Genomic DNA, 26,665 nt, shown 5'->3' with positions numbered 1-26,665 from the left:
GGTATGTCCGGACACGGGCGAACGGGCCGCCCGAATCCCGGACGGCCCGCTCGGCGGCGACCCGCTCAGTGGAACGAGCGCAGCCGCAGGCTGTTGCTGACCACGAAGACGCTGGACAGTGCCATGGCGGCCCCGGCGAGCATCGGGTTCAGGAGCCCCGCCGCGGCCAGCGGAATGGCCGCCACGTTGTAGCCGAACGCCCAGAACAGATTTCCCTTGATGGTCCGCAGGGTGGCCCGGGACAGCCGGATGGCGGTCGCCACGGTCCGCAGATCACCGCGCACCAGCGTGATGTCCCCGGCCTCGATGGCGACATCGGTACCGGTGCCCATGGCCAGGCCCAGATCGGCTCGGGCGAGCGCGGCCGCGTCGTTGACGCCGTCGCCGACCATGGCGACCACCCTGCCCTCCCGCTGCAACCGTTCCACCACCGCCAGCTTGTCGCTGGGCAGCACCTCCGCGATGACCTCGTCGATACCGACCTGATCGGCGACGGTGCGGGCGGCGGCGGCATTGTCACCGGTCAGCAGGACCGGGGTGAGGCCGAGCGACCGCAGGTCCGAAATCGCCTCGGCGCTGGTGGATTTGATCGCATCGGCGATCACCAGCACGCCGTGGGCGACGCCGTCCCACGCCACCGCGACGGCGGTATGACCGGCCCGTTCGGCCGCGGCCTTCGCCTCGGCCAGCCGGTCGGGCAGGGTGACCGACCAGTCGTCGAGCAACTCGGCGCGCCCGATGATCACCGCGCGCCCGCCGACCAGTCCCTGTACGCCTTTGCCGCCGTGGCTGACGAACTGCTCGACCGGGTCGATCGACAGCCCGCGCTCCTTGGCGCCGGTGACGACCGCCCGCGCGACCGGATGTTCGGAGCCGTGCTCCACGGCCGCGGCCACGGCCAGCAACTCGTCGGGCTCGGTGCCGTCGGCCGGAATCGCTTCGGCCAGCGTCATTCTGCCGGTGGTGACGGTGCCGGTCTTGTCCAGCACGACGGTGTCGATGCGCCGGGTCGACTCCAGCACCTGCGGGCCCTTGATCAGGATGCCCAGCTGGGCGCCGCGCCCGGTGCCGACCAGCAGCGCGGTCGGTGTGGCCAGGCCCAGCGCGCACGGGCAGGCGATGATCAGCACCGCGACCGCCGCGCCGAAGGCGGTGCTCACCGCGGCTCCCGCGCCGAGCCAGAAGCCCAGCGTGACCACCGCGATCGCGATCACGATCGGCACGAACACCCCGGCCACCCGGTCCGCCAGCCGCTGCACCTGCGCCTTGCCGGTCTGCGCGTCCTCCACCAGCCGCGCCATCTGCGCCAGTTGCGTGTCGGCGCCGACGCGGGTGGCCCGCACGGTGAGCATGCCGCCGGCGTTCACGGTGGCGCCGACGACCTGATCGCCGGGCCCCACCTCGACCGGTACCGACTCGCCGGTCAGCATGCTCAGGTCGAGCGCCGAACTACCTTGCACCACAACGCCGTCGGTGGCGATCTTCGCGCCGGGCCGGACCAGGAATTCCTCGCCGACGCGCAGATCCCCTACGGGAACGAGGGTTTCGACGCCGTCGCGCAGCACCGAGACGTCCTTGGCGCCCAGCTCGAGCAACGCCCGCAGCGCCGACCCGGCCTTCTCCTTGGACCGCGTCTCGAAGTACCGGCCCGCCAGAATGGCCGTGATCAGTACCGCCGCCACCTCGAAGTACAGCGCCGAGGCCGAATCGCCACGCGAAATGCTCAGGCTGAAGGGATGTTTCATTCCCGGCATGCCCGCGTCGCCGAAGAACAGCGCGTAGACCGACCACCCGAAGGCGGCGATGGAACCCAGCGAGATCAGCGTGTCCATGGTGGCGGCGCCGTGCTTGGCGTTGACCCAGGCCGCGCGATGGAACTGCCAGCCGCCCCACACCACGACGGGTGCGGCCAGGGTCAGCGAGAGCCACTGCCAGTTGTCGAATTGCAGCGCCGGAACCATGGCCATCGCGGTGACCGGAATCGCCAGCGCCAGGCTGACCAGGAGCCGGTGCCGCAGCGGCGCGGTGGCCGGCGGCGCCGAATCCGCCTCGGGCGCTTCGGTTCGCGCCGGTTCGGGGCTGTGCACGGCGGCGGTGTATCCGGTGTCGACCACCTTGGCGATCAGGTCGTCGGTGGTGACCGAGGCCGGGTAGCTCACCTTCGCCTTCTCGGTGGCGTAGTTCACCGACGCGGTGACGCCGTCGATCCGGTTGAGCTTCTTCTCGATTCGCGCCGCGCAGGAGGCGCACGTCATGCCGCCGATATCCAGTTCGATCGACCGCTCGGTGGCGGGGGCGCTCATGGGTGACCTCCTTCGTGGTGTCCGGCGTTGCTGTCCGGCGCGGCTGTCGTTGCCGCGGTGGTGAATTCGGCGGTGTGCACCGCGCCGTTGTGCTGGAAATCCAGGTACAGGCGGTACGCCCCGGCGCTGGGGGCCTGTGCGTGGAACGCCACGTCCGGCCCGGCGGGCGTGCGACCGACCTCACCCTGCGGGTGCACGTGCAGGTAGGACAGGTCGGTGGCGCGCAGCGCGACCAGGTGTCCGTAGGCGCCCAGATAAGGCTGGAGGTCGGTGACCGGCTTGCCGTCCCGGGTCACCGTGAAGTGTAGTGCGCTGCCCGCGGTGGTCAGATCGCCGCCGAGGGTGACCCGGTAGCCGTCCACGTCGGCGGTGCGCGCGGGCGGCGGCAGCGGCTGATCCGCGGCCGGGCCCGCCACGGTGACGGTGCGGCTCAGCGTGAGGTCCGGCCCGCCGGCGGGGGAGAAGTCGGTGAACACCCGGTACGTGCCGGGTTCGGCCCACTTCCAGTCGATGGACCAGGTGCCGTCGGCGGCCAGGGCCGGATGCACGTGCCGGAACTGCCGGGCGTCGGACCGGACGACGATCAGGTGCAGATCCTTCTCGTGCAGCGGCGTGTAGGCGGTGACCGGCGCGCCGTTCGTGCCGAGGATCCGGAACCGCAGGGCGCCGGGCTCGTTCGGCGTGCCGGGGGCGGCGATCTCGGTGAGGGTGTAACCCTCCTGGCTGCTCTGCAATCCGTTGCTCATGGTCTCGCTCGCCTGGGTGGAATGGGAATCGCCGTGCCCGGGGGCCGGCCCGGCCGGATCGCCCACCAGGGCGCCGATGCCGAGCGCGGCCCCGAACAACACGACCAGCCCACCGCCGAAGGCGGCGAACCGCAGTCTGTCGTTCATCAGCTCGCCACCTGATATCCCGCCTCGTCGACGGCGGCGGTGACATCGGCGGCGGCGATCGGCGCGGCGGACTCCACCTGCACGCGGCCGCTCGCCAGGTCGACGTCGACGCTGGTGACCCCGTCGATCTTGCCGATCTCCTGCCGCACCGACGCCACGCAGTGGCCGCAGGTCATTCCGGTGACGGTGTAGGTGCTGGTCGCCATGATCGACTCCTTCGTTCTCATCCGATACGGTGCGGGGGTATCCCCTCACCTCTATGAACATACCCCCCGTGGGTACCCGACGCAAGTGATCCGGCCGATCCGATCGTGTCGCCCGCCGCAGCGGCGGCACTTGTCCGTGCCGCGCATTACGCTTGGGGCTCGTGCTTGCTGTTGTGCCCAGCCCCGTGGTCGTGCGGGCGCCCTCGAAGGTGAATCTGCACCTCGGGGTCGGTGATCTGCGTGCCGACGGATACCACGAGTTGACCACGGTATTCCAGGCCCTGTCGCTGAGCGACGATGTGGAGATCGCGCCCGCGGCCTCGCTCACCGTACGGGTGAGCGGCGAGGGCGCCGCGGACGTGCCGACCGATCGGACGAATCTGGTGTCGAAGGCCGCGGTACGGCTCGCGCACCAGGCCGGGCGGGCGCCGCTGGTGGAGATCTCCATCCGCAAGGGCATCCCCGTGGCGGGCGGCATGGCCGGCGGCAGTGCCGACGCGGCGGCCGCGCTGGTCGGCCTGAACGAGCTGTGGGACCTGGGCCTGTCGCGCGACGAACTCGCCGCCGTCGGGGCCGAACTCGGCAGCGACGTGCCCTTCGCCCTGTACGGCGGCACCGCGCTGGGCCGGGGCCGGGGTGAGGAACTGCTACCGGTGTTGTCCCGCAACAGTTTTCACTGGGTACTGGCCCTGGCGAAGGGCGGCCTGTCCACCCCGGCCGTGTACCGGGAACTGGACCGGCTGCGAGAACAGGGCGAGCCGCCGCGGCTGGGCGATCCGCAGCGGCTGATGCATGCGCTGGCCTCCGGCGACCCCGAAGTGCTGGCGCCGCTGCTGGGCAACGACCTCCAAGCGGCCGCACTGTCGCTGAAACCCGAGCTGCGCCGCACCCTGCGCGCCGGGGTCACCGCCGGCGCGCTGGCCGGGATCGTCTCCGGATCCGGCCCCACCTGCGCCTTCCTCTGCGAAAGCGAGGACGCCGCGGTATCGGTCGCCGCGGAACTATCGGGCGCGGGCGTCAGTCGCAGCGTCCGCACCGCCAACGGCCCGGTCCCCGGCGCCCGCGTGATAGCGGACGACCCCCACCACTAGGGGTCGGTCCGTCGCCCGGCGTCAGCCGCGCGGGGCGCGTCCCGGGCGATCGGTACGCTTGCTTGGGCAAATATCGGCTTCGCACGGCGGCACGCAGAAGGATTCATGGCCAACCTGATCAATCTCGAGCAAGTCCGTAAGAGTTTCGGCGTCAAGCCGCTGCTGGACAACGTCTCCCTCGGCGTGCAGGAGGGTGAGCGCATCGGGGTCGTGGGGCTCAACGGCGGCGGCAAGACCACGCTGTTGGAGGTGCTGACCGGGATCGAGGAACCGGACGGCGGCCGGGTGAGCCGGCGCGGCGGACTGCGCATGGCGGTGGTGACCCAGCGCGGCGTGCTGCCCGCGGGCGCCGCGGTCGGCGAGGTGGTGCTGGCCGGGCTGGCCGCGGATGCCCGCACCGACGGCGTGGCCGAGCACGAGTGGGCCGCGAACCCGCGCATCCGCAGTGTGCTGGAGGGCATCGGCATCGCCGGGCTGGGGATGGATACGCCCGTGGCGAACCTGTCCGGTGGCGAGCGCCGCCGGGTGGCGCTCGCGGCGGCCCTGGTCCGTGAACTGGATCTGCTGGTGCTGGACGAGCCCACCAACCACCTCGATGTCGAGGGCGTGCAGTGGCTGGCCGAGCATCTGCTGTCGCGCCGCAGCGCGCTGGTCGTGGTCACCCACGATCGCTGGTTCCTCGACACCGTCGCCGAGCGCACCTGGGAAGTGGTGGGCGGCAAGGTGGAGAGCTACGAGGGCGGCTACAACGACTGGATCTTCGCCCGCGCCGAACGCGCCCGCCAGGCCGACGCCGCCGAGGACCGCCGCCGCAATCTGGCCCGCAAGGAACTGGCCTGGCTGCGCCGCGGCCCGCAGGCCCGCACCTCGAAACCGCGCTACCGGGTGGAGGCCGCCGAGGCGCTGATCTCCGACGTGCCGCCGCCGCGCGACACCGTGCAGCTGGCCTCCTTCGCGCGCAAGCGGCTGGGCCGCGTGGTGGTCGAGCTGGAGGACGTCACCCTGACCACCCCCGACGGCCGCGAGCTGGTGCGCGATCTCACCTGGCGGCTGGCGCCCGGTGAGCGGGTCGGCTTGGTCGGTGTGAACGGCTCGGGCAAGACCACACTGCTGCGCGCGCTGGCCGGAGACTCGGACCTGGTCTCCGGCAAGCGCGTTCAGGGTCAGACCGTCCGAATCGGCTGGCTCCGGCAGGAACTCGACGACCTGCCCACGAGTATGCGTGTGCTGGAAGCGGTTTCCGATGTCGCCGAGCGAACCATGCTGGGCGACCGCGAGATCACCGCGAGCCAACTCGCCGAGCGGCTCGGCTTCACCCCCGCCAAGCAGCGCACGCCCGTCGGCGACCTGTCCGGTGGTGAGCGCCGCCGCCTGCAGCTGACCCGCATCCTGATGAGCGAGCCGAACATGCTGCTGCTCGACGAGCCCACCAACGACCTCGACATCAATACCCTGCAGCAGCTCGAGGACCTGCTCGACGGCTGGCCCGGCACCCTGGTCGTGATCAGCCACGACCGCTACCTGATCGAGCGCATCTGCGACTCCACCTGGGCGCTGTTCGGGGACGGCAAACTCACCAATCTGCCCGGCGGCATCGAGGAATACCTGCGCAAGCGGGCGGCGCTGCGCGACACCACCCGCAAACCGGCGGCGGGCGGACCGGCGAATACCGCTGCGCCCGCGACGGATTCGGCGGCCTACCGCGCGGCCCGCAAGGAATTCGGCCGCCTCGAACGCGCTCTGGAGAAGCTCACCGAACGGGAGCGGAAACTGCACGCCGCGCTGGCCGAATCCGCCACCGACCCCGACAAGCTGGTGAGCCTCGGCGCCGAACTCAAACAGGTGCGGGCCGAGAAGGAGACCACCGAGGAACGCTGGCTGGAGCTGGCCGACGAGGTCGGATAACCGCGGGACGGGGCTACAGCGCCTGGTCCAGGCGCGGAACCGGCAGGCAGGTGCGGACGAACTCGGTGCCGAAACCGGTGAGCGCGATGCTGCGGTAGAAGACCTTGGTGCCGAATCCGGTGCGCTTGAGCAGGCGGCGCACCTCGGGCTGGGACTCCAGCAGCTGGTAGCGGGCCGGGTTGTCGAGCGGGTCGCGGGTTGATTCGATCAGGCCGAGCCGCCGCAGGTTGGTGAGGTAGGAGCCGATCCGGTCGGCGAAGCGCAGCGCGGCGTCCTCGCCGATCATGTTGAGCCCCGGCTCGATCCGCTGCGCACCCGGATTCAGCGGGCGGCCGGTGCGAATGTCGAGGGCGGGCTGTGGGCCGTCGAGGTAGAGGAAGCGCAGGATGCGCGCCTCGTCGGGGGCGAGTTCGGTCAGCATGCGCGCGAAGGCCGGATGGTCGCCTTCCTCGTCGTGCACGCTCGCCGATATCCGCAGCAACTCGGCGCCGCGCTCGCGCAGGCTCGGCGCGGAGCCGCTGCCGGAGCGATCGCCGGGCGCGGGAATGCCGAGCGCCCGCCGCACCGAATCCCGCACCTGCTCACCGGCTTCGGTCAGCACCTCGCGCGGCTGCCGCCCGGCCATGCTGCCGCGCACCACGGTATCGGCGACCCCGACCGCGGTGCCCACGCCCCAGGCGGCCGCCTCCGTCACCGCCGAGAACGCCACCCGCACCACGCCTGTCGCGGCGCGCACCGGGGATTGCCCTCGCGCGGTGGCGGATTCGTCGCGGACGGCCAGCTCCGCGGCCGGCCGCCGCACGAGTTCGGTAGTGTGCTCGGCGCTTTCGCCGGAATCCGGTTCGGTCACACCCATCGCGTCGCTATCTCCGTTCCGAAGATCAGAAGATGAGCGTAACCGGCGAACAGCCCGAGCACACCGCCGTGCACGAACAAAAGCCACTCGTCCTGTTTGATGGCGGAGCGCAACATATTGATGAAATCCGGTGGCGGAAGCGCCGCCATCTGTCTGGCGATGTACTGGCTGACATTCTTGCTCTGCTGCGCGTTGAACGCCGGATCCGCGAACGCCGCGGGCGCGAGATTCTTGCCCGCGTCGGCGAAGTGGTCCTGCAGGGCCTCGTAGTCGCGGTTGCCGATCATGAACTTCAGCGCCCCGCGCGCCGGGCCCAGCGCCCGATCGGTGGCCGGGCGCAGCGTGTCCTCCAGCACCTGCAGGGTGCGGTCGGAGCGCGGGCCGTTGAGCAGCTCGTCACCGACATTGGCGACGGTGATCACCTGACTCGCCACCAGTTCGGCGTACCCCTGGGTGATCTCCGGCTGCCGCTTGATCAACAACCCCTGCCGCCACGGGCACCACCACTTCGGGTAGGCCGGTACGAAGATCAGGTTGATGCCGATCCAATTGACCACCCAGCCGATGACCACGCCGCCCACCGGCAGCACGAACAGCGCCGGCCAGTGCGTCAGGTGCAGAATCGCGACCAGCACCGCGCCCATCGGCGCGCCGAAGTAGAAGCCGAAGTTCTGCATGAACCGCAGCTCCTTGGCGCCGAGCACCTGGAAGACCATGTTGAGCAGGTGCGGGCGGGACTGGAAGTACCGGATCACCATCGACTTGACGTCGAGCAGTTGCTCGATGTTGTTGCCGAGTTCGTCGGTGAGTTCCCGCAGGATGTCGGGTAGTTGCTGGCGGACCCGCTCGTGCACCATCTCCCGGACCTGAGCGGGCAGGTTGTACCACAGCTGCGGATGCTCGCGGGTCGCGATGTCCTCGACGATGTCGCGGATCTGTTCATCGGCGATGGCGGTGAGATGTTCGGCCAGCGCGTCGGGTTCGAGTTCGCGATAGAAGTCGGCGACGCTGCCGAGCTTGGCCAGGCCCTTGTCCACGGCGATGGACGCCATCTTGTCGGCCCGCGAGGGCACGATTCCCTGCCAGCCCATCCGGCCGTCGAACTGCAGCAGCGGCAGCACCTGAATGCGCTTGGGCAGATAGGGGAACAGCGTGCGCAGCCCCGGCACGCCCACGCCGTGGAAGCGAACGGGCTTGAACAACATCAGGACGCCGGTCCAGTTGGTGATGTAGCCGATGACGCCGGTGAACAGGGGGATCGTGATCAGTTCCGCCAGAATGGTCGGGTGAATATGAAAAATGCTGTCTAGCACGAGACCCTCCTGCCGACCCCGAACCGGTGACGCCGCCCCGCCGGCACCTCAACGTACCCCGTCGGCTCGAGGGACCTTACTGTGGATTCAGGAATCGAGTCCACTTCCGGTGTTGCGCTGGTCCACAAGGTACTGGGGTGGGAGACTTCGGTCACAACGGTCGGCCGGAATGTCGCATCGGACATCGGCGCCCGGAAGAATGACGACCACCACAGCAGCGGCAGGCAGCGTGAGCGACGCCCGCTCACCCAGGCGATATTCGGAGAAGCACGTGGCAAACGACAGGACCGGACGGGACGTGGTCCGCCCCGGTTCCCGTGCCGTGGAACGCAGCTCTGAGGTAGAGCAGCGACAGATCAGCAACGAGGCCCGGATGATTCGCGGTGTCTTCCGCGCGGCCGGGCTGGCGGCCGGAACCGCCGTGCGCGGCGGACAGTGGGCGGTCGGCACCACCTACGAGGTCACCAAGGAGATCACCCAGGCCGCGCTGAACGGCGAGTCGTCCGCCGACATCGCCGAGCGCGCCGGGGCGGCGCTGCAATCGGTGGCCCGCAATATCCTCGGCGTCACCGAGGGGTCGGTGCGCGAGATCGTCAGCTATGTCCCGACCGGCAACGGCCACACCCAGCAGGCCATCCCCGGCGGTTACGTCCGCTCGTCGAGCCTCGACGATCTGCGCCGTCGCGGTGACGCGCTGCTGGCTCGGTCGGCGGACGTGTACTTCACCGAGGATGTGCACCCGGCCTACGACCGCATCCTCGACCAGATCGCCCCCGACGAGGCCCGCATTCTGCGGTTCATGGCACTCAACGGACCGCAGCCCGCGGTCGACGTGCGCACCAACAGACCGCTCGGTATTGGTTCGGAGTTGGTGACCGGCGATCTGACCTCGGTGCCCGAAGAGGCCGGCGTCCGCTATCTGGACCGGGCCCGGTTGTACCTGATCAATCTGAACCGGCTCGGCCTGCTGGTGACCTCCGACGATCCGGTCGTGCTGAGCCGCTACATGGTGCTCGAGGTGCAGCCAGTCGTGGAAACCGCACTCAAACGGGCCGGACGGGCGCCGAAGATCGTGCGAAAGAGCCTGCGACTGACCGAGTTCGGCGAGGACTTCTGCCGCACCTGCTTCTCCATCAACGGCTCGTAACGCGGCTGATAGCAATCCGATACAGATTTCCCGATCCGCGCAGATTCGCCGCTTCTGGTGGGATTGTGGAGTTATGGATTCCGATGCCGTCTCCGCGATCAGCCGGCTGAAGTTCCGGTATCTGCGGGCACTCGACACCAAGTCCTGGGACGACTTCGCCGACACCATGGTCCCGGAGGCGACGGCGACCTACAGCGAGTACCTGCAGTTCGAATCGCGCGACGCGTTTCTGGCGTTCATGCGCAACACGCTCGGCCCGCACGTGATCACCGAACACCGCTGCGACCATCCCGAGATCGATATCGACGGCGACACCGCGACCGGCACCTGGTATCTCGCCGACACGGTGCTGATCCCCGGTCACAACATGCTGCTGCGCGGGGCGGCGTTCTACAACGACCGGTACGTGAAGTGCGACGACGGCGCCTGGCGCATCGCCCACACCGGGTACGAACGCACCTACGAGGTCGTGCTGTCCATGTCGGACCTGCCCAGCCTGCGCCTGACCTCGAGTCGCTGGGGACTCATCGCCCAGGAGCCGGGGATGACGCCCGACTCCGACACCTCGCCCCCCGACGCCGCCGAAACCATGGGCTGAGGGCTCAGTCCGCGGTCGCGACCAGCGGTTCGAGGGTCAGGCGCGGTATTTCCTTCTGGATGTACTGCAGGCGCCACTTATCGCTGAACAGCGCCAGGATCGCGCCGTCGGTGCGGGTGAAGACCTCCACCCCGCGCTGCCGGTCCAACTCGGGCGCCGAGTCGGCGTCGGTGCGGCGGGCCAGCTGGTACGGCAGGTTGTCGAGGTGGGTCTCGACATTGAACTCCGCCTGCATGCGGGCGGTGACCACCTCGAACTGCATCGGGCCGACCGCGGCCAGCACCGGCGAGGCGTCGCCGCGGGTGTCGTTGCGCAGCACCTGCACCACGCCCTCGGAATCCAGCTGATCGATCGCCTTCCGGAACTGCTTGTACTTCCCGGCGCTCTGCGCGCGCAGCGTGGCGAAATGCTCCGGCGCGAACGACGGGATCGGCGGGAACTGCACCTTCTTACCCACGAACAGGGTGTGCCCCGGGGCCAGTGCGGTCGCGTTCACCAGGCCGACCACGTCGCCCGGATAGGCGGTGTCGACGGTGGCGCGCTCCCGGCCGAAGACGGTCAGCGCGTACTTGGTCGCGAAGGGCTTGCCGGTTTGCGCGTGGGTGACCACCATGCCGCGCTCGAACTCGCCGGACACGATGCGCATGAACGCCAGCCGGTCGCGGTGGGCGGCGTCCATGCCCGCCTGCACCTTGAACACGACCGCGCTGAACGGGTCCGCGGGAGTGCGCGGCGCGCCGTTGACATCGGTGCGCGGACCGGGCGGGGGCGCCAGCTCCACCAGGGTGTCCAGCAGCTGGCGCACACCGAAGTTCAGCATCGCCGAGGCGTAGATGACCGGCGAGGTCTGGCCCGCCAGGAACAGTTCCTGGTCGTGGTCCTGGCCGGTGGCCGACAGCAACTCGCTCTCCTCGGCCGCGGTCGCCCACACCTCGGCCTCGCGCTCGGCCGCCTGCTCCGGGGTGTAGGACTCCTCCGGCGCGATGGTGGCGCCGCCCGCGGTGCGGGTGAAGTGCACGTATTCGGTGGCCGCGCCGTCCTCGCCGCGGCGCAGCAGGCCGCGGAAGTCGCCCGCGATGCCGACCGGCAGGAACAGGGGAGTGGGCGTCAGCCCGATGCGCTCGCTGATCTCGTCGAGCAGTTCCAGCGGGGCGCGACCGGGGCGGTCCCACTTGTTGACGACGGTGATGACCGGGATGCCGCGATGGCGGCAGACCTGAAACAGCTTGAGCGTCTGCGGTTCCAGGCCCTTGGCGGCGTCGATGAGCATCACGGCGGCGTCGACGGCGGTCAGCACCCGGTAGGTGTCCTCGGAGAAATCCGAGTGGCCGGGGGTGTCGACCAGATTGATCACGCACCCGCCGTATTCGAACTGCAGCGCGGTCGAGCTGACCGAGATACCGCGCGCCTTCTCCATCTCCATCCAGTCCGAGACCGTCGAGCGGCGCCCGGCCTTGCCGTGGATGGCGCCGGCCTCGGCGATCACCTTGGCATGCAGCGCCAGGGCCTCGGTGAGGGTGGATTTACCGGCGTCGGGGTGCGAGATCACCGCGAATGTGCGCCGCCGTGCCACCTCTTCGGACAGCCCGGGCGCGCTCGCGCCGGCAGTCGGGGAATTCACGGGGGAGTGCTCCTCTTCGCGGGACAGGCAACCGCTCCAGGGTACTCGACCGAACGATCGGCCGACCGAACCGGCCCACGCGGTCCGGAATCGATCAAAGGAGGGCGAAGACCGGGGGCGCCGTGCAAGGGGCCACGGTGGTGCGTGTTATTCTCGTCGGGTTGTCTCGGCGAGGGTGAGGCACTTGTGCTCACCGTGATCGACGTGGCCCGGCTTCCGGTCGTCCTCGTTCGGTCTTCGCCCGACGAGCAGACCCTCGGTCAGGTCCAGCCCCTGGCCCAGCATGCAGACCGCCCGGAGAGCCGTAGGAGTTCATCAGTCATGTCCGACGCCAGCCTTCTCGAAGCCACCGTCCGCACCGAGTTCGGCAAGGGCGCAGCGCGCCGTACCCGCCGGGCCGGTCATGTCCCCGCCGTGCTGTACGGCCACGGCGAGGCCCCCAAGCACCTCGCGGTCGACGCGCACGCCTTCGCCGCGATCCTGCGCGAGCACGGCACCAACGCCGTGCTGAACCTCGAGATCGAGGGCAAGAAGCAGCTCGCCCTCACCAAGTCCGTTGTGGTGCACCCGATCCGCCGCTACATCGAGCACGCCGACCTGCTGATCGTCAAGCGCGGCGAGAAGGTCGTCGCCGACGTGCACGTCGTGCTCTCCGGCGACGCCGCCCCCGGCACCCTGGTCACCCAGGACGCCACCACCATCTCCGTCGAGGCCGACGCCCTGAACATCCCCGAGGAGATCGAGGTCTCCATCGAGGGCATCGAGGCCGGCACCCAGATCACCGCCGGTCAGATCACGCTGCCGAAGGGCACCACCCTGGCTGCCGATCCGGAGACCCTGCTCGTCAACATCATCACCGCCCCGGCCGCCGAGGCCGCCGAGAGCGAGAGCGCCGACGAGGCGTCCGCCGAGGGCGAGAGCGCCGAATAAGACCGGCGCGTAACGGTTTTCGATGACCGAACCGAACGGCGGACCGCCGCGGCCCGCGCTCGTGGTCGGCCTGGGGAATCCCGGGCCCGAGTACGAGCGCACCCGGCACAATGTCGGCTTCCTGGTCGCCGATGTGCTCGCGGGCCGCGTCGGCGGTCGTTTCACCGTGCACAAGAAGTCCGGCGCAGACCTGCTCGAGGCCCGGCTGGACGGGCGAAAAGTGTTGCTGGCCAAGCCGCGTACATACATGAACGTGTCCGGCCGGCCGGTCGCGGCGCTGGCGCGGTTCTTCTCGGTCCCGGCGGACGAGGTGATCGTCGTGCACGACGAACTCGATCTGCCGTTCGGCGCCATCCGGCTCAAGCGCGGTGGCGGCGAGGGCGGGCACAACGGGCTGCGCTCGGTGTCCAGCGCCCTGACCACCAAGGACTACCTGCGGGTGCGGTTCGGCATCGGCCGGCCGCCGGGCCGCCAGGACCCGGCCGACTTCGTGCTCAAGCCGTTCTCATCGGTCGAGCGCAAGGAGGTCCCCGTCCTCGTGGAGCAGGCCGCCGACGCCGTGGAACTGCTCCTGCGCGTCGGGCTGGAACCGGCGCAGAACCAATTGCACTGAGCGCGAACTCTTTCGGCTACTTGCTCGTTCTGGTGAGAGTCGCGGTCGCGGTGCGTCGCAGCTTGCCCGACGAAGTTTTGGGCAGGGCTCCCGGCCCCAGGACCGTCACGCTGCGCGGGCGCACGCCCACCTCGGCGAACACCTCGTGCACGATGTCGTGTTCGATGCGCCGGACCTCCGCGGCGTTCTGGTGGTCGTTGGTCTCCACCACCACGGCGAAGCTCTCGCGATACTGGCCCGCGTCCAGCCGGACCGCGACCGCGTTGCCCGGCCGCACCCCGCGCACGCGCAGCGCGGCGCGCTCGATGTCGGTCGGGAAGATGTTGCGGCCGCCCATGATGATGACGTCCTTGATCCGGCCGCACACGACGATCAGGCCCTCCTCGGTGAAGTAGCCGATATCGCCGGTGTCCAGCCAGCCCGCGTCGTCCCGGGTGGGCCGGAAGCCGTCGACCGTGACGTAACCGGCGGTGACCGCGGCCCCGCGCACCTCGATCACTCCGACCGAGCGGGTCGGCAGCGGCGTGCGCTCGTTGTCGACCACACGGCCCTCCAGCCCGTCGACCAGGTAGCCCAGCGTCGGCAGCCGCCGCACGGCGCCGTGATGGGTGCGCGGATCCGCCACCGGCACGGCCTTTCCCAGCGCCTCCAGCAGATCGGCGTCGACGACGTCGAGCACCATGCCGTGCCCGGGATCCGGGATCGACACGGCCAGTGTGGTTTCCGCCATCCCGTACACCGGCGTGATCGCCATCGGGTTGAGCCCGAACCGTTTTCCCGCGGCCGCGAGGGCCTCGATGGTGTCGGGATCGACCGGCTCCGCGCCGTTCCACATGTAGCGCACGCTGCTCAGGTCCACCGCGCCGTCGTCGGCTTGGCGCAGGCGGCGGGACAGCAGCGCGTAGGCGAAATTCGGTGCGGCCGTGACGGTCCCGCGATACTTCGTGATCAGCTCGGCCCACAGCAACGGCCGGTGCAGGAAGTCCAGCGGTGTCACGCACACCACCTCGGCGCCGAATTGCATGGGCACGCTGAGGAATCCGACCATGCCCATGTCGTGGAACAGCGGCAGCCAGCTGATCATCACGTCGTGGTCGAGCTGGAATTTCACCCGGTCGAACATGGCGTAGGCGTTGGCGAGGAAGTTGCCGTGCGTGATCCGGACCGCCTTCGGCGACCCGGTCGAGCCCGAGGTCAGCTGTTGCAGAGCGATATCGCTCTCGGCGGTCGGCAGCGGATCGGTGTCCGGACCGGCGGGCAGGTCGTCGATGCGCACGACGGTGATGCCGCGTTCGGTGAGCAGCGGGGCGGCCGCGTCGAACGGCGCGCCCAGCACCACGGCGCGGGCCTCGATCATGTGCAGCACGGTCTCGGTGTCGTGCGCCCACTGCATGAGGTCGGTGCGCGGCGTCGGCTGGTGCAGCATCGTGATCGACGCGCCGCGCATCCAGATCGCCTGACAGGCCGGGGCGATATCGGCCGGGAGACCGGCCAGCACCCCGACCGCGTCACCGTGTGCGAGACCGGCGGCGGCCAGGCCACCGGCCATGCGGCGGGCGGTGCGGTGTATCTCGCCCCAGGTCTGCCGGCGCGGCGCCGCCGGCTCCCCGGTGACCAGGCCGCGCGTGGATTCGCGCGCGGTCGCGTACATCTCGTCGGTGAACCGGCTCACGATCGACTCCCTCACGAAGTCGGACACGGGAAGCGGAGCCGAGCGAGAGCGTGGGCGGTTCTCGCTCGACCCCACACAACCGGATTACGGATCCCGTGCCGACCCGGTTCATCGGGGCGTCGCCCGCGCGATGGCGGGCACGGCCGGGCCGGGCGCGGCGCTCAGTGCCCGGCGGCGAGCGCGGCGACGGCGTCGGCGAAACGATCCAGCTCGGTGGTGGTGACGAAGCAGTGCGGGGAGGCGCGCACCACCGCGTCGAGTCCGCGGGCGGACATATCGAGCAGCGTGGAGCCGCGATGGCTGACGGTGACCGTGATGTCCTGTTCCGCCAAGCGGTCGCGGACCTCGTGGGGGTGCAGGCCGTCGACGGTGAATGAGACGATCCCGCTGTGCTGTGTCCCGAGATCGCGCACGGTGACGCCGCCGATCTGGGGGAGCGTCTTGCGCAGATACCCGGCATTGGCGGCGACCGCGTCGTAGACCTGCCCGGGACCGAGTTCCAGCAGATAACGCACGGCGGCGCCGAGACCGAGGCGAGCCGCGACATCGTGTTCCCAGAATTCGAAACGGGTGGCATCGGGGGCCAGGCGGTATTCCCGCGGGCCCGTCCATTGCGCGCTGTGCAGGTCCAGGCGGGCCGGTTCCATGGTCGCGGCCAATTCCGGTCGTACGTAAAGGAATCCGGTACCGCGCGGGCCGCGCAGCCATTTGCGTCCGGTGGCGGACAGGGCGTCGACGCCGAGCGCCGCGACGTCGAGGGGCAACTGGCCCGCCGACTGGCAGGCGTCCAGCAGCACGATCGCGCCCGCCTCGCGCACCACCCGGGCGGCCTCCGCGACCGGGTTGACCAGACCCCCGTTGGTGGGGGCGTGCAGCAGCGACACCAGCTTCACGCGCTCGTCGACCAGTTCGGCCAGGGCGTCGACATCGAGTTGCCCGGTCGGATCGGTGGGAATGGCCTCGACCACGGCGCCGGTCGCGCGGGCGCGCTGCAGGGCCGCGATGGCGTTGCTGGCGTAGTCCGCGCCCGAGACCAGGATCCGGTCGCCGGGGGCCAGCGGGATCGAGTAGAAGAAGTCGGCCCAGGATCGGGTCGCGCTGTCGCTCAGCGCGATTCCCGACGGATCGGCGTTGATCAGAGCCCCGATGGCCGACCGCACCGCGGCCAGATCGTCCAGCCGTTCGTTCGCCGCGCGATAGCCGCCGACCTCGGCCTCCCGGCGCAGGTGGCCGATCACGGTGTCCACCACGACTCGCGGCGGCAGCGAGGAGCCGGCGCTGTCGAGGAAGACCGGCGACGGCCGGGCGGTGTCGTCGTAGGCGGCGATGTCGGCGCGAAGGCGAGTCTGATCCAGCACCTCATCGACGATAGAAGATCCCGCGCCCGCGGCAGGGGTTCCAAGGTCTCCGAGCGATTTCCTTCGGTGATGCATTTTCCCTGTTAGGGCGGCTTTGCGGGGAGTATGTCATCAATTCTTCAGAACTCTTGTCGGTCACCACCGTTACTCTGGGTCGGGTCGGCGGAAGGCAGCGGTCCGGTCTTTCGTGACACAGCTATCGGCGGCACGGCTGCGGCGGCTGGCACAGGTCAGCGGCGGCAGAGCGGAGGATTGGCAATGGCTATCACGGCAGTACGGGCCCCGATCGGCGCAGGCCCCGGCCTCTCTTCGCGAGCCGCGGCAGAGGCGTACATCGGCGGCGTCTGCTTCAAACAGGGTCCACCGGCGCTGATCGGCGCCGAACTGGAGTGGCTCACCGTGCAGGGTGAACCTTCGACGCCGCCGGCGCGTCCCGAGCTGTCGGAGCTCGCGGCGGCGCTGGGGCCGTACGCACCACGGTCCGTCGCCGCCGAATCCCCGGCCCTGCCGCTGCCCGGGGGCAGCAGGGTCACCGTAGAACCCGGTGGTCAGATCGAACTTTCCAGCGCCCCGTTTCCGGCGGCGACCGAATTGTGTGAGCGCCTGCGCGCGGATGCGCGCCTGTTGGAGAAAATGCTCCACACCCGGTCCATTCGTATCGTCGCGGCGGCCGCCGATGCCACCCGCCATCCGGCGCGAGTCCTGCAACTGCCGCGATACCAGGCCATGGAGCGCAGTTTCGAGGGGATCGGCCCGTTCGGCAAACTCATGATGTGCAACACCGCGGCGACGCAGGTGAGCGTCGACGCCGGTGCGGATCCGGCCGAGATAGCCGCGCGCTGGACCGCCCTGTACGCCGTCGGCCCGGCCCTGCTCGCCGCCTTCGCCTGCTCGCCCGAACTCCAGGGCGCCCCGGCCGGCGCGTGGGCCTCGCAGCGCATGCGCGCCTGGCTCCGGCTCGACCACGCCCGCACCCGCCCGTCGGTGCGGCACTGGTCCGATCCGGTGACCGACTACGCCCGCTGGGTGCTGGACGTCCCCCTGCTGTGCGTCCGGTCGGACGGCGCCGGCGATTGGGCCGCCCCACCGGGCGCCACCTTCGCCGACTGGCTGTGCGGCGCGCTCGACGACGAGATCGGCCGCCCACCGGAGGCGGCCGATCTCGACTATCACCTGACCACCATGTTCCCGCCCGTGCGGGCCTCGGGGCATCTGGAGGTCCGCTACCTCGACGCGCAGCCCGGCGACTCGTGGAGCGTGCCGGTCCACGCGCTGGAGTCGCTCCTGTCCACGCCCGCCGTCGTCGCCGAGGCCACCCGCGTGGCCGCTCCCGTCGCCGATCAATGGCTGGAGGCGGCCCGCAGCGGCCTGGCGGACCCGCAGATCCGTTCGGCGGCAGTGGAATTGCTCGACCTGGCCGCGGCGCACGCGGCGACGCCGGCGGCCGCGGCCGAACTACAGGAGGCCGTCCGCCGATGTCGCGACGGCCGCATGCCCACCTGACCCGGCCGGGCACCCCGTACCCCCTCCCCGCTCGACGATTTCGGAGAACACTCATGACCGTTCATCTCACCGGGACCGATCGCGCCGACACCGAGCGACTGCGCGAGCAGATCGCCGAGGTGCTCGTGCGGGCGCGCGCCAGGACGGCGGCGCTCACCGACTGCGTCGACGAGGCAGAGCTGGTGGCGCAGCACTCGCGGCTGATGAGCCCGCTGGTCTGGGATCTCGCGCACATCGGCAACCAGGAGGAGCTGTGGCTGGTGCGCGATGTCGGCGGCCGGGAGCCGGTGCGGTCCGACATCGACCACCTCTACGACGCGTTCCAGCATCCTCGCGCCGACCGGCCCGCGCTCCCGCTGCTGACGGCCGAGGAGGCCCGCGGCTATGTCGGCGATGTCCGGCTGAAGGTGTGGGATGTGCTGTCCGGCAGCGCCTTACGCGGCGCCCGGCTGGTCGAGGGCGGCTTCGCGTTCGGCATGATCGCCCAGCACGAGCAGCAGCACGACGAGACCATGCTGGCGACACATCAGCTGCGCGTGGGTCCGGCGGTCCTCCGGGCGGAGGCCGCGCCCACGTCTCGCGTGCCGGTCTCGGGTGAAGTGCTCGTTCCCGCGGGCGAATTCACGATGGGCACCTCGACCGATCCGTGGGCGCTGGACAACGAGCGGCCCGCCCATCGCGTGCATGTCCCCGCCTTCGCCATCGACGCCGCACCGGTGACCAACGCGCAGTACCAGCGATTCATCGACGACGGCGGTTACCAGCGGCCGGAGCTGTGGTCCGAGCGCGGCTGGGCGCACCGCACCGACGCCGGGCTGGTCGCGCCGCAGTTCTGGGAGCGCGATGGCGGAAACTCTTGGTGGCGGCGCGTTTTCGGGACCATGGAACCGGTACGTCCGCACCAGCCGGTGGTGCACGTGTGCTGGTTCGAGGCCGAGGCCTACGCCAACTGGGCCGGTAAGCGCCTGCCCACCGAGGCCGAATGGGAGAAGGCGGCCCGATTCGACCCGGCCACCGGGCAGACCCGGCGCTACCCCTGGGGCGATGCCGATCCCACCGCGGACACGGCGAATCTGGGCCAGCGCCACCTGGAACCGGCCGAGGTGGGGGCGTATCCGGAGGGCGCCTCCCCGGCCGGTGTGCACCAGCTGATCGGCGACGTCTGGGAGTGGACCGCTTCGGGTTTCGAGGCGTACCCCGGGTTCGAGGCGTTCCCGTATCGGGAGTACTCGGAGGTGTTCTTCGGCGGCGACTACAAGATGCTGCGCGGCGGCTCGTTCGGCACCGATCCGGTCGCCTGCCGCGGCACCTTCCGCAACTGGGACCACCCGATCCGCCGTCAGATCTTCTCGGGTTTCCGCCTGGCCCGCGACCTGCGCCCGGACGAGCGCTGATGTGCCGTCATCTCGGCTACCTCGGCCCGCCGGCTCCCGTCGGCGCACTACTCACCCGCGGCGAACATTCCCTGCGCAGCCAGGCGTGGCAGCCGCGAGACATGCGCGGCGGCGGCACGATCAACGCCGACGGCTTCGGGGTCGCGTGGTGGGCGCCCGTGGTCGAGGCGGGCGGCGCATCCTCGACCGGTGACCGCGCGCATTCGCGCGGTCCCGAGGCGGCCTCGGCACGGATGGCGGGCCGAATCGGCGGCCGCTCTCCTATCACGTTGGCGGCCAGCCGCTATCGCAATCCCGCGCCGATCTGGACTGACCCCGCGGTGGACGAGGTGCTGCCGCAGCTACGGTCGGCGGCGGTGCTGGCGGCGGTGCGGTCGGCGACGGTGGGGATGCCCGTGGAGCGCTCGGCTTGTGCCCCGTTCACCCACGGCCGCTGGGCGTTCAGCCACAACGGGGTGGTCCAGGACTGGCAGCGGGTGCTGACGGAGGTGGCCGCCGAACTGGGCGTGACCACGCTGCTGGACGCCGAGTCGCACACCGATTCCGCCCTGCTCTGGGTCATCCTGCGCGATCTGCTCGAAAAGCTGCACGAGGCGGCGGAATTCGACCGTGCGCCGATCGCATCGAACGGCGCCGCGCCCGCCGCGGACGGCTACGCCATCGCCGAAACCCCCGAATCGTGGACCCTCGTCGCCGACGACTGGCCCGAAAGCGCAGCGGTCCCCGGCCGCGCACTGCGGCTGCTGGTCTCGGCGGTCCTCGCCCGCGCGCCGCGGGCCCGGCTGAACCTGCTGCTGAGCGACGGCGAAACCCTGTGGGCCACCACCGTGTACCACTCGCTGTCGGTGCTGGCCACCGACACGTCGGTGACGCTGTCCTCCGAACCCTACGACGACGACCCGCGCTGGCAGGCCATCGCGGACCGGCAGCTGGTGACGGCCCGGCCCGGCCACCTGTCCGTCGTCCCCCTCGCCTCCGCCGAATCCGAAAGGGCCTCTTCATGACCGCACCGACGCTGGAGATCCACCTCACCGACGACGACCTCACCGCCGCGCTGCGGTCGGATGCCCGCCTGGGCCTCACGTCGACGCCGAAGACCTTGCCGCCCAAGTGGTTCTACGACGCCCGGGGCAGCGAGCTGTTCGAGGCGATCACCGCGCTGCCGGAGTACTACCCGACGCGGACCGAGCGGGCGCTGCTGGAGCGGGTCGTCGGCGAGATCGCCCGGATCGCGCAGGCGGAGGTGCTCGTCGAGCTGGGGGCGGGCTCGGCGGCCAAGACCAGGCTGCTGCTGTCCGCGCTGAGCAGCGCCGGGCCGCTGAAAACCTATGTCCCGCAGGATGTCTCGGTGTCGGCGCTGCGCGAGGCCGCTCAGCAGCTCGTCACGGAGTTCCCGGGCCTGGCGGTGCACGGGGTGGTCAGCGACTTCACCGACACCCTGCACAATCTGCCGCGCGGCGGCCGCCGGATGATCGCGTTCCTGGGCGGCACCATCGGCAACCTGGTCCCCGCCGAGCGGGCCGAGTTCCTGTCCGGCGTCCACGAGGTGCTCGAGCCGGGGGAGCAACTGCTGCTCGGCGCGGGCCTGGTGATCGATCCGGCCGTGCTGGTGCCCGCCTACGACGACGCCGCGGGCGTCACGGCCGAATTCAACCGGAATGTGCTGTACGTCTTGAACTCTCGCCTGCGCGCCGATTTCGATCCGGAGAGTTTCCGGCACGTGGCCGTGTGGGACGCGGCGAACGAGTGGATCGAGATGCGCCTGGAGGCCACCCGGGCGATGACGGCCACCGTCGCCGACCTGGGCCTCACGGTGCACTTCGACGAGGGCGAGCAGATGCGCACGGAGATCTCCGCCAAGTTCCGGGTCGAGGGCCTCACCGCCGAACTGGCGGCGAGCGGTTTCGCCACCGAGCAGGTGTGGACCGATCCGTACGACCGCTTCGCGTTGGTCCTGGCCGCCCGCCGCTGAACCGGAAGGTCAACGGCGCGGCGGCGCCTCGCTCTCGCCCCCGACGACCGCGCCCAACCACTCGATGAGCGGCCGCATGGTCTCCCAGGACTTGCGGATCTCCTTGGCGGCGCGGGGAGTCGGGAGCCAGTCGGGCGCGCCGAACTCCTTGCTCACCAGCAGGGATTTGTGCCGGAGCAATTCGATGCGTGGATGATCGGCGGCGTAACCCTTCGGGCGGGTCTTGAGTTGATCACCGCCCGTAGGGAATCCGGCCTTCGCCAGCCGGGCGAGAATCTGTTCCAGCTCGGCCCCGCGCACCTCGTCGTCGATCGTGGCGCGCAGACGCGCGAGCTGCGCGGGGGAGGCGGCGTATATCCCACCGGCCACGAACAGTCCCGGTGCGCCGATTTGGACGTACCACCCGGTGCCGGACGCCACGTGGACGATGGCCCCCTGGTGGTCCTTGTACGGCGTCTTGTTCTTCGAGAACCGCACGTCCCGGTAGGGCCGGAAGACCTTGGGGGCGCCGAAGTCGGCCTCGAGGTCGGTCATCAGCGCGGTCATCGGCTGCTTCACCGACTGCTCGTAGACGTGCTTGTTGGCGGCCCAGAACGTCTTCGAATTGTCGGCCTCGAGGTCTTCGTAGAAGTCCAGGCCCGCGAACGGGAACCCCGCGAACTCGCTCATGCAGATCAACCTATCGCCCGCGTGCGGGGCCGGGACGACGCGAGGTCGTCCCGGCATGCTCGTGCCGGGGGTTAGGCCGAGCCGTTGAACAGCCCGGTGACCGAGCCGTTCTCGAACACCTCGCGGATGGTGCGGGCCAGCAGCGGGGCGATCGACAGCACCGTCAACGTGGGGAACTTCTTGTCCTCGGTGATCGGCAGCGTGTTGGTGACGATCACCTCGCGGGCGCCGCACGACGCCAGCCGCTCGGCGGCCGGGTTGGACAGCACGCCGTGGGTAGCGGCGATGACCACGTCACCGGCGCCGGCCTCGCGCAGCACGCGCACGGCCTCGGCGATGGTGCCGCCGGTGTCGATCATGTCGTCGATCAGGATGCAGGTGCGGCCGTCCACGTCACCGACCGGGCGGTGCGACTTGACCTGGTTGGGCACCAGCGGGTCGCGGGTCTTGTGGATGAAGGCGACGGGCGCGCCGCCCAGCGAGTCGGCCCACTTCTCGGCGACCTTCACGCGGCCCGCGTCGGGGGAGACGACGGTGACGTTGTCGGTGCTGTAGTGGTTGCGCACGTACTCCGACAGCTGTACCAGCGCGTGCATGTGGTCGACGGGACCGTCGAAAAAGCCCTGGATCTGGTCGGTGTGCAGGTCGACGGTGATGATCCGGTCCGCGCCGGCGGTCTTGAGCAGATCGGCGACCAGACGGGCGGAGATCGGCTCGCGGCCGCGGTGCTTCTTGTCCTGCCGGGCGTAGGGATAGAACGGCAAAACCGAGGTGATCCGCTTGGCCGACCCGCGCTTGAGCGCGTCGAGCATGATGAGGTGCTCCATCAGCCACTCGTTCAGCGGAGCCGGGAAGCCCTGCATCACGAACGCGTCCGAACCGCGCACGGATTCCTCGAACCGAACGAAGATCTCTCCGTTGGCGAAGTCGCGGGCAGTTTGCGGAGTGATCGGAACGTCGAGTTCCTTCGCCACCTGCTCGGACAGCTCGGGGTGAGCGCGCCCCGAGAACAGCATCAGGTTCTTCTGATTATCGGTCGAGAACGCGGTCACTCTCTGTTGCCATCCTTTTGCTCGATTGCTTGACTCGCCCTGTCGCCGGCCGCGAGTGCGTCGGCTGCCGCCTGTGCCGCAGCGGTCCCGGGACGTTTCCGCTGCACCCAGCCCTCGATATTGCGCTGTGCTCCGCCCGAGACGGCCAATGCCCCCGGCGGAACGTTTCTCCGCAGCACAGTACCTGCCGCCGAATAGGCGCCGTCGCCCACCGTCACCGGGGCTATGAACATCGTGTCACTACCGGTACGCACATGGGAACCCACAACCGTGTGGTGTTTGTTCACCCCGTCGTAGTTGACGAACACACTGGACGCGCCGATGTTGCTGTGCTCGCCGATGGTGGCGTCGCCGACGTAGGTCAGGTGCGGCACCTTGGAGTGCGCGCCGATGGTGGCGTTCTTGGTCTCGACGAAAGCCCCGAGCTTGCCGGAGAGCCCGACGACCGTGCCCGGCCGCAGGTACGCGAACGGGCCGATGGCCGCGCCGGGGCCGATGGTCGCGCCCGACCCGTGCGTGCGGACCACCGTGGCGCCGTCGCCGACCACCACGTCGGTGAGGGTGGAGTCCGGGCCGACCTCGGCGTCCTCGCCGACGACCGTATTGCCGAGCAACTGCACGCCCGGCCGCAGCACCGCGTCGCGGCCGATCCGGACACCGGCGTCGACCCAGGTCGTAGCGGGATCGATGACGGTGACCCCGGCCCGCATATGGCGTTCGAGGATGTAGCGATTGAAGATGCGGGCGGCCGCGGCCATCTGCACGCGGTCGTTCACGCCGGTGACCTTGGCAGCGTCCACCAGCCGCGCGCCGTGCACCGGGTGCCCGCCCTCGCGCGCCAGCTTCAGCACATCGGTCAGATACAGCTCGTGCTGGGCATTGGCGGTGGTGAGCCGGCCGATCATGGCGCGCAGCACGGCGGCGTCGAAAACGTAGACGCCCGAGTTGACCTCGGTGAGCGCGGCCTGCTCGGGAGTCGCGTCGGCGTGCTCGACGATCTCGAGCACGTGGCCCTCGGCGTCGCGGACGATGCGGCCGTAGCCGTTCGGGTCCTCGGGTGCGAAGGTCAGCACCGTCACCGCGGAACGCTGCGGATAGCTGCGATGCTCGGCCAGCAGCGCCGAGAGCGTGTCACCGTCGAGCAGCGGCACGTCGGCGGAGGTGACCAGCAGGTCGCCGGCGAAGTCGGCGGGCAGCGCCGACAGCGCGCACCGCACCGCGTGCCCGGTGCCCAGCTGCTGCTCCTGCACCGCCGGGGTGATCTCGCGGCCCAGTTCCGCCGCAACGGAATTCATCGCCGCGCCGACCTGGTCGCGATCGTGCCCGATCACGGTGATGAGGTAGGCGGGGTCGATCTCGTTCGCCGCATGCAGCGCGTGCGCGAGCATGCTGCGGCCGGCCAGTGAATGCAAAACCTTAGGAGTCTTCGACCGCATTCGAGTTCCGGCACCGGCTGCGAGAACGACGACGGCGGTCTGCTGTGGCATGGATCTCCCTCGGCTGCCTGTCATCGTGGGCTGCTGTCCCTTGGTCACTTCCGTCCTCGGTCACCGCGGGCACTGCCGATCGACCTTAGGGCATCGTGCCGGCCGACCGCGGTCACCGCGCCCCCGAGCTCCGCCGCCAGGACTCGAACCTGGACTAACTGAACCAAAATCAGTGGTGCTGCCATTACACTACGGCGGATTGTCGCACCGGCGGATTCCATCACATCCGCCGCCACGTCACGGCACGCGGGAATGATCCTCGCATGCCGACGCCCAAAGAGCCACCTTGCCCGGCACCATACCGGTCGAGATCGGCCGTTGCGTTGGGAGATTCACCAAGATGTCCCGGGGCTGCCGCGCGCGGGGGCGATGCTGTCTGAGAGAGTTGTCGGTGCAAGTCGCGACGGGATTCGTAGGGAGGCGGCGGGATCGATGTCTTCGAATGAGGCGAGCCGGACGCCGCGGCCCCGCATGACCGGAACCCAGCGGCGGCAGCAGCTCATCGAGATCGGCCGCGCGCTGTTCGCGGAGCGCGGGTACGACGCCACCTCCATCGAGGAGATCGCGCAGCGTGCCCAGGTGTCCAAACCCGTTGTGTACGAACACTTCGGCGGCAAGGAGGGGCTGTACGCGGTGGTCGTCGACCGGGAGATGTCGACGCTGCTCGACATGATCACCTCCTCGCTGACGCAGAACCGGTCGCGGGTGCGGCTGGAACAGGTGGCACTGGCGTTGCTGACCTACATGGAGGAGCGCACCGACGGCTTCCGCATCCTGATGCGCGATCAGCCCGTGTCGGCGGCCGAGGGCACCTACTCCAGCCTGCTCAACGAGGCGGTCAATCAGGTGGCGCATATTCTCGGCGGCGATTTCGAGCGGCGCGGTTTCGACACCAGCCTGTCCACCATGTACGCGCAGGCGCTGGTCGGCATGGTCGCGACGGCCGCGACATGGTGGTTGGACGAGCGGCAGCCCTCGAAGGAAGTGGTCGCCGCGCACCTGGTGAACCTGTGCTGGAACGGGCTCACCCATCTGGAGGCCGACCCGCAGCTGGCCTCCGAATGGCCCAGCGGGACAGCGCCGTAGACGTGCGACGCGCCGAGCGAGGGTGGTCCGGCGCGAATAACTGGACGGTTAACCCAAAATTAGCGAAGGAGGCTGGTCCGAATGCTCGATTCCGCTGACCCGGGCCTGTCGGGTGGTACGGTTCACCCATCCTTCGAGTGCTGTTCGAGCTGTGATGTCGGTCAACTTCGGGATGTCGGTCTACTTCAGGATGGCTGGTTTGATGACAGGCGGATCTGATGGCTAGGCAAGCGCGTGCGGAGATCACTCGCGATTCCGTCCTTGCGGGCGCGGCCGATGTCTTCCTGCGGCTGGGTTACGCGAACGCGAGCCTGAGCGAGATCATCGCACAGTCCAATGTGACCAAGGGCGCCTTGTATTTTCACTTCGGCTCCAAGGAGGAGCTGGCGCGCGCCGTGGTCGATCAGGGCAACGAGCGACTGGTGAGCGCCTGTCAGGGGTTCTTCGACCCCCGGGTGCCGGCGCTCGAGGCCTGTATCGGGATCACCTACGTGGTCGCCGACCTCACCATGAACGATCCGATGGTGGGCGCGATGCTCAAACTCACCCACCAGATCGGCGACTACCGCGGCGCGAGCGGCGAGAACATCGCCAAGACCTGGGGCGAGACGCACCAGTTGCTGGCCGAACGCGCGATCGCCCAGGGCGACCTGCTGCCGGACCTGGACCCGGAAACCATCGGCCTGCTCCTGCAGGAGATGTCCTCCGGCGTGCACATCACCGCGGTCGGCACGGATTCGATCGACCAGATGGCCGCCCGCATGGAGCGTGTCTGGTACTTCCTGCTCCCGTCGATCGTCCCGGAGGAGAAGGTCGCCTACTTCCGCGAGTTCGCGGCCCGGCGATTACGCCGCTACGTGCCGTAATTTTGGCCTTCGCTTCGCTTCGGCGGCCGCGGCCCTCGTGACCCCGAGTCTTCCCTCCTCCGCTCCTCCGCTTCGCTCCCCCGCTCCGTCAGTCCAGACTCGGGGCGGGCCGCGGTTGGGGGGTGTCGTT

The 26,665-nt window shown here is 69.8% G+C and carries 23 protein-coding genes and 1 tRNA gene; 12 read left to right on the top strand and 12 right to left on the bottom strand.

Annotated features, from left to right (window positions below):
- Positions 1-65: 65 nt before the first annotated feature.
- From ACFMRZ_RS17235 to ACFMRZ_RS17225, 3 genes are read right to left on the bottom strand one after another with little or no spacing between them, the layout of a single operon-like run.
- A complete protein-coding gene (locus tag ACFMRZ_RS17235) occupies positions 66-2,303 on the bottom strand; it encodes a heavy metal translocating P-type ATPase (protein WP_400179940.1) in 2,238 nt (745 codons plus the stop codon).
- Positions 2,300-3,196, bottom strand: a complete 897-nt coding sequence (locus ACFMRZ_RS17230) for a hypothetical protein (protein ID WP_400179939.1) — start codon at positions 3,194-3,196, stop codon at positions 2,300-2,302. Before ACFMRZ_RS17230 ends, ACFMRZ_RS17235 begins: the two co-directional genes overlap by 4 nt.
- A complete protein-coding gene (locus ACFMRZ_RS17225) occupies positions 3,196-3,402 on the bottom strand; it encodes a copper ion binding protein (RefSeq protein WP_280273670.1) in 207 nt (68 codons plus the stop codon). The genes ACFMRZ_RS17230 and ACFMRZ_RS17225 overlap by 1 nt, the downstream gene beginning before the upstream one ends.
- Before the next feature lie 161 nt (positions 3,403-3,563).
- Here ACFMRZ_RS17225 and ACFMRZ_RS17220 point away from each other — a divergent pair, with 161 nt between their 5' ends.
- Positions 3,564-4,493 carry a 4-(cytidine 5'-diphospho)-2-C-methyl-D-erythritol kinase gene (locus ACFMRZ_RS17220; protein ID WP_400179938.1) on the top strand — a complete coding sequence of 310 codons (930 nt, stop codon included), beginning with the start codon at positions 3,564-3,566 and terminating at the stop codon, positions 4,491-4,493.
- A 105-nt stretch (positions 4,494-4,598) separates the two neighbouring features.
- Entirely contained in the window at positions 4,599-6,398 is a 1,800-nt protein-coding gene (locus tag ACFMRZ_RS17215; protein ID WP_400179937.1) for an ABC-F family ATP-binding cassette domain-containing protein, read from the top strand.
- Positions 6,399-6,411: 13 nt separating this feature from the next.
- On the opposite strand, the gene ACFMRZ_RS17210 is transcribed toward ACFMRZ_RS17215, so the two are convergent.
- Both ACFMRZ_RS17210 and ACFMRZ_RS17205 read right to left on the bottom strand, forming a co-directional pair.
- The gene (locus ACFMRZ_RS17210) at positions 6,412-7,254 is read right to left on the bottom strand and encodes an Abi-alpha family protein (protein ID WP_400179936.1); all 843 of its coding nucleotides are present in this window, start codon (positions 7,252-7,254) and stop codon (positions 6,412-6,414) included.
- Complete coding sequence (locus ACFMRZ_RS17205) at positions 7,245-8,567, bottom strand: hypothetical protein (RefSeq protein ID WP_400179935.1); 1,323 nt, start codon at positions 8,565-8,567, stop codon at positions 7,245-7,247. The genes ACFMRZ_RS17210 and ACFMRZ_RS17205 overlap by 10 nt, the downstream gene beginning before the upstream one ends.
- A gap of 271 nt (positions 8,568-8,838) precedes the next feature.
- Here ACFMRZ_RS17205 and ACFMRZ_RS17200 point away from each other — a divergent pair, with 271 nt between their 5' ends.
- Both ACFMRZ_RS17200 and ACFMRZ_RS17195 read left to right on the top strand, forming a co-directional pair.
- Positions 8,839-9,714 carry an Abi-alpha family protein gene (locus ACFMRZ_RS17200; RefSeq protein WP_280273675.1) on the top strand — a complete coding sequence of 292 codons (876 nt, stop codon included), beginning with the start codon at positions 8,839-8,841 and terminating at the stop codon, positions 9,712-9,714.
- Positions 9,715-9,787: 73 nt separating this feature from the next.
- Positions 9,788-10,312, top strand: coding sequence for a nuclear transport factor 2 family protein (locus tag ACFMRZ_RS17195; protein WP_400179933.1), 525 nt, complete (start codon positions 9,788-9,790; stop codon positions 10,310-10,312).
- Positions 10,313-10,316: 4 nt separating this feature from the next.
- On the opposite strand, the gene ACFMRZ_RS17190 is transcribed toward ACFMRZ_RS17195, so the two are convergent.
- A complete protein-coding gene (locus tag ACFMRZ_RS17190; RefSeq protein ID WP_400179932.1) occupies positions 10,317-11,933 on the bottom strand; it encodes a peptide chain release factor 3 in 1,617 nt (538 codons plus the stop codon).
- A 321-nt stretch (positions 11,934-12,254) separates the two neighbouring features.
- On the opposite strand from ACFMRZ_RS17190, the gene ACFMRZ_RS17185 reads away from it, so the two are divergent.
- Positions 12,255-12,863: a 50S ribosomal protein L25/general stress protein Ctc gene (locus tag ACFMRZ_RS17185; protein WP_280366239.1), complete on the top strand. Its 609-nt coding sequence runs from the start codon at positions 12,255-12,257 to the stop codon at positions 12,861-12,863.
- Positions 12,864-12,885: 22 nt separating this feature from the next.
- A complete protein-coding gene (pth, locus tag ACFMRZ_RS17180; protein ID WP_280273679.1) occupies positions 12,886-13,476 on the top strand; it encodes an aminoacyl-tRNA hydrolase in 591 nt (196 codons plus the stop codon).
- A 16-nt stretch (positions 13,477-13,492) separates the two neighbouring features.
- Here pth and ACFMRZ_RS17175 read toward each other — a convergent pair whose 3' ends face one another.
- Both ACFMRZ_RS17175 and ACFMRZ_RS17170 read right to left on the bottom strand, forming a co-directional pair.
- Positions 13,493-15,148, bottom strand: coding sequence for a fatty acyl-AMP ligase (locus ACFMRZ_RS17175; RefSeq protein ID WP_400179930.1), 1,656 nt, complete (start codon positions 15,146-15,148; stop codon positions 13,493-13,495).
- 161 nt (positions 15,149-15,309) lie between these two features.
- On the bottom strand, positions 15,310-16,506 hold the full coding sequence (locus ACFMRZ_RS17170) for an aminotransferase class V-fold PLP-dependent enzyme (protein ID WP_400179929.1): 1,197 nt from the start codon (positions 16,504-16,506) through the stop codon (positions 15,310-15,312).
- A 258-nt stretch (positions 16,507-16,764) separates the two neighbouring features.
- On the opposite strand from ACFMRZ_RS17170, the gene egtA reads away from it, so the two are divergent.
- Genes egtA through egtD form a run of 4 tightly spaced genes read left to right on the top strand, consistent with a single transcriptional unit; the run spans position 16,765 to position 21,375 of the window.
- Positions 16,765-18,009 (top strand): ergothioneine biosynthesis glutamate--cysteine ligase EgtA, encoded by a 1,245-nt coding sequence (gene egtA / locus ACFMRZ_RS17165; protein ID WP_400179928.1) that lies wholly within the window; start codon positions 16,765-16,767, stop codon positions 18,007-18,009.
- 53 nt (positions 18,010-18,062) lie between these two features.
- The gene (egtB, locus tag ACFMRZ_RS17160) at positions 18,063-19,403 is read left to right on the top strand and encodes an ergothioneine biosynthesis protein EgtB (protein ID WP_400179927.1); all 1,341 of its coding nucleotides are present in this window, start codon (positions 18,063-18,065) and stop codon (positions 19,401-19,403) included.
- Positions 19,403-20,407 (top strand): ergothioneine biosynthesis protein EgtC, encoded by a 1,005-nt coding sequence (locus ACFMRZ_RS17155; protein WP_400179926.1) that lies wholly within the window; start codon positions 19,403-19,405, stop codon positions 20,405-20,407. Before egtB ends, ACFMRZ_RS17155 begins: the two co-directional genes overlap by 1 nt.
- On the top strand, positions 20,404-21,375 hold the full coding sequence (egtD, locus tag ACFMRZ_RS17150) for an L-histidine N(alpha)-methyltransferase (protein ID WP_280366223.1): 972 nt from the start codon (positions 20,404-20,406) through the stop codon (positions 21,373-21,375). The genes ACFMRZ_RS17155 and egtD overlap by 4 nt, the downstream gene beginning before the upstream one ends.
- Positions 21,376-21,384: 9 nt before the next feature.
- Here the strand turns inward: egtD and ACFMRZ_RS17145 are convergent, their stop codons facing one another.
- From ACFMRZ_RS17145 to ACFMRZ_RS17130, 4 genes are all read right to left on the bottom strand, one after another.
- Positions 21,385-22,044 (bottom strand): DUF2461 domain-containing protein, encoded by a 660-nt coding sequence (locus ACFMRZ_RS17145; protein ID WP_400179925.1) that lies wholly within the window; start codon positions 22,042-22,044, stop codon positions 21,385-21,387.
- Positions 22,045-22,115: 71 nt separating this feature from the next.
- The gene (locus tag ACFMRZ_RS17140; RefSeq protein WP_187686827.1) at positions 22,116-23,096 is read right to left on the bottom strand and encodes a ribose-phosphate diphosphokinase; all 981 of its coding nucleotides are present in this window, start codon (positions 23,094-23,096) and stop codon (positions 22,116-22,118) included.
- A complete protein-coding gene (gene glmU / locus ACFMRZ_RS17135) occupies positions 23,093-24,583 on the bottom strand; it encodes a bifunctional UDP-N-acetylglucosamine diphosphorylase/glucosamine-1-phosphate N-acetyltransferase GlmU (RefSeq protein ID WP_280366218.1) in 1,491 nt (496 codons plus the stop codon). The genes ACFMRZ_RS17140 and glmU overlap by 4 nt, the downstream gene beginning before the upstream one ends.
- 128 nt (positions 24,584-24,711) lie before the next feature.
- Positions 24,712-24,782, bottom strand: a tRNA-Gln gene (locus ACFMRZ_RS17130).
- 272 nt (positions 24,783-25,054) lie between these two features.
- On the opposite strand from ACFMRZ_RS17130, the gene ACFMRZ_RS17125 reads away from it, so the two are divergent.
- Both ACFMRZ_RS17125 and ACFMRZ_RS17120 read left to right on the top strand, forming a co-directional pair.
- The gene (locus tag ACFMRZ_RS17125) at positions 25,055-25,669 is read left to right on the top strand and encodes a TetR/AcrR family transcriptional regulator (protein ID WP_187688938.1); all 615 of its coding nucleotides are present in this window, start codon (positions 25,055-25,057) and stop codon (positions 25,667-25,669) included.
- 218 nt (positions 25,670-25,887) lie between these two features.
- Entirely contained in the window at positions 25,888-26,535 is a 648-nt protein-coding gene (locus tag ACFMRZ_RS17120) for a TetR/AcrR family transcriptional regulator (RefSeq protein ID WP_280273687.1), read from the top strand.
- Positions 26,536-26,665: the final 130 nt, after the last annotated feature.

The sequence above is a fragment of the Nocardia sp. N2S4-5 genome, assembly GCF_044628355.1.
GTDB classification, from domain to species: Bacteria; Actinomycetota; Actinomycetes; order Mycobacteriales; family Mycobacteriaceae; genus Nocardia; species Nocardia wallacei_B.
This window is presented reverse-complemented; position numbering and strand designations above follow the sequence as displayed.

Bases quoted from the DNA above. Each gene is read 5' to 3' on its own strand.
- ACFMRZ_RS17125 (WP_187688938.1), top strand. From the start codon at position 25,055: ATGACCGGAACCCAGCGGCGGCAGCAGCTCATCGAGATCGGCCGCGCG.
- ACFMRZ_RS17215 (WP_400179937.1), top strand. From the start codon at position 4,599: ATGGCCAACCTGATCAATCTCGAGCAAGTCCGTAAGAGTTTCGGCGTC.
- ACFMRZ_RS17185 (WP_280366239.1), top strand. From the start codon at position 12,255: ATGTCCGACGCCAGCCTTCTCGAAGCCACCGTCCGCACCGAGTTCGGC.
- ACFMRZ_RS17235 (WP_400179940.1), bottom strand. From the start codon at position 2,303: ATGAGCGCCCCCGCCACCGAGCGGTCGATCGAACTGGATATCGGCGGC.
- ACFMRZ_RS17145 (WP_400179925.1), bottom strand. From the start codon at position 22,044: ATGAGCGAGTTCGCGGGGTTCCCGTTCGCGGGCCTGGACTTCTACGAA.
- ACFMRZ_RS17155 (WP_400179926.1), top strand. From the start codon at position 19,403: ATGTGCCGTCATCTCGGCTACCTCGGCCCGCCGGCTCCCGTCGGCGCA.
- pth (WP_280273679.1), top strand. From the start codon at position 12,886: ATGACCGAACCGAACGGCGGACCGCCGCGGCCCGCGCTCGTGGTCGGC.
- ACFMRZ_RS17225 (WP_280273670.1), bottom strand. From the start codon at position 3,402: ATGGCGACCAGCACCTACACCGTCACCGGAATGACCTGCGGCCACTGC.
- ACFMRZ_RS17120 (WP_280273687.1), top strand. From the start codon at position 25,888: ATGGCTAGGCAAGCGCGTGCGGAGATCACTCGCGATTCCGTCCTTGCG.
- egtB (WP_400179927.1), top strand. From the start codon at position 18,063: ATGACCGTTCATCTCACCGGGACCGATCGCGCCGACACCGAGCGACTG.
- ACFMRZ_RS17230 (WP_400179939.1), bottom strand. From the start codon at position 3,196: ATGAACGACAGACTGCGGTTCGCCGCCTTCGGCGGTGGGCTGGTCGTG.
- egtD (WP_280366223.1), top strand. From the start codon at position 20,404: ATGACCGCACCGACGCTGGAGATCCACCTCACCGACGACGACCTCACC.
- glmU (WP_280366218.1), bottom strand. From the start codon at position 24,583: ATGCCACAGCAGACCGCCGTCGTCGTTCTCGCAGCCGGTGCCGGAACT.
- egtA (WP_400179928.1), top strand. From the start codon at position 16,765: ATGGCTATCACGGCAGTACGGGCCCCGATCGGCGCAGGCCCCGGCCTC.
- ACFMRZ_RS17210 (WP_400179936.1), bottom strand. From the start codon at position 7,254: ATGGGTGTGACCGAACCGGATTCCGGCGAAAGCGCCGAGCACACTACC.
- ACFMRZ_RS17195 (WP_400179933.1), top strand. From the start codon at position 9,788: ATGGATTCCGATGCCGTCTCCGCGATCAGCCGGCTGAAGTTCCGGTAT.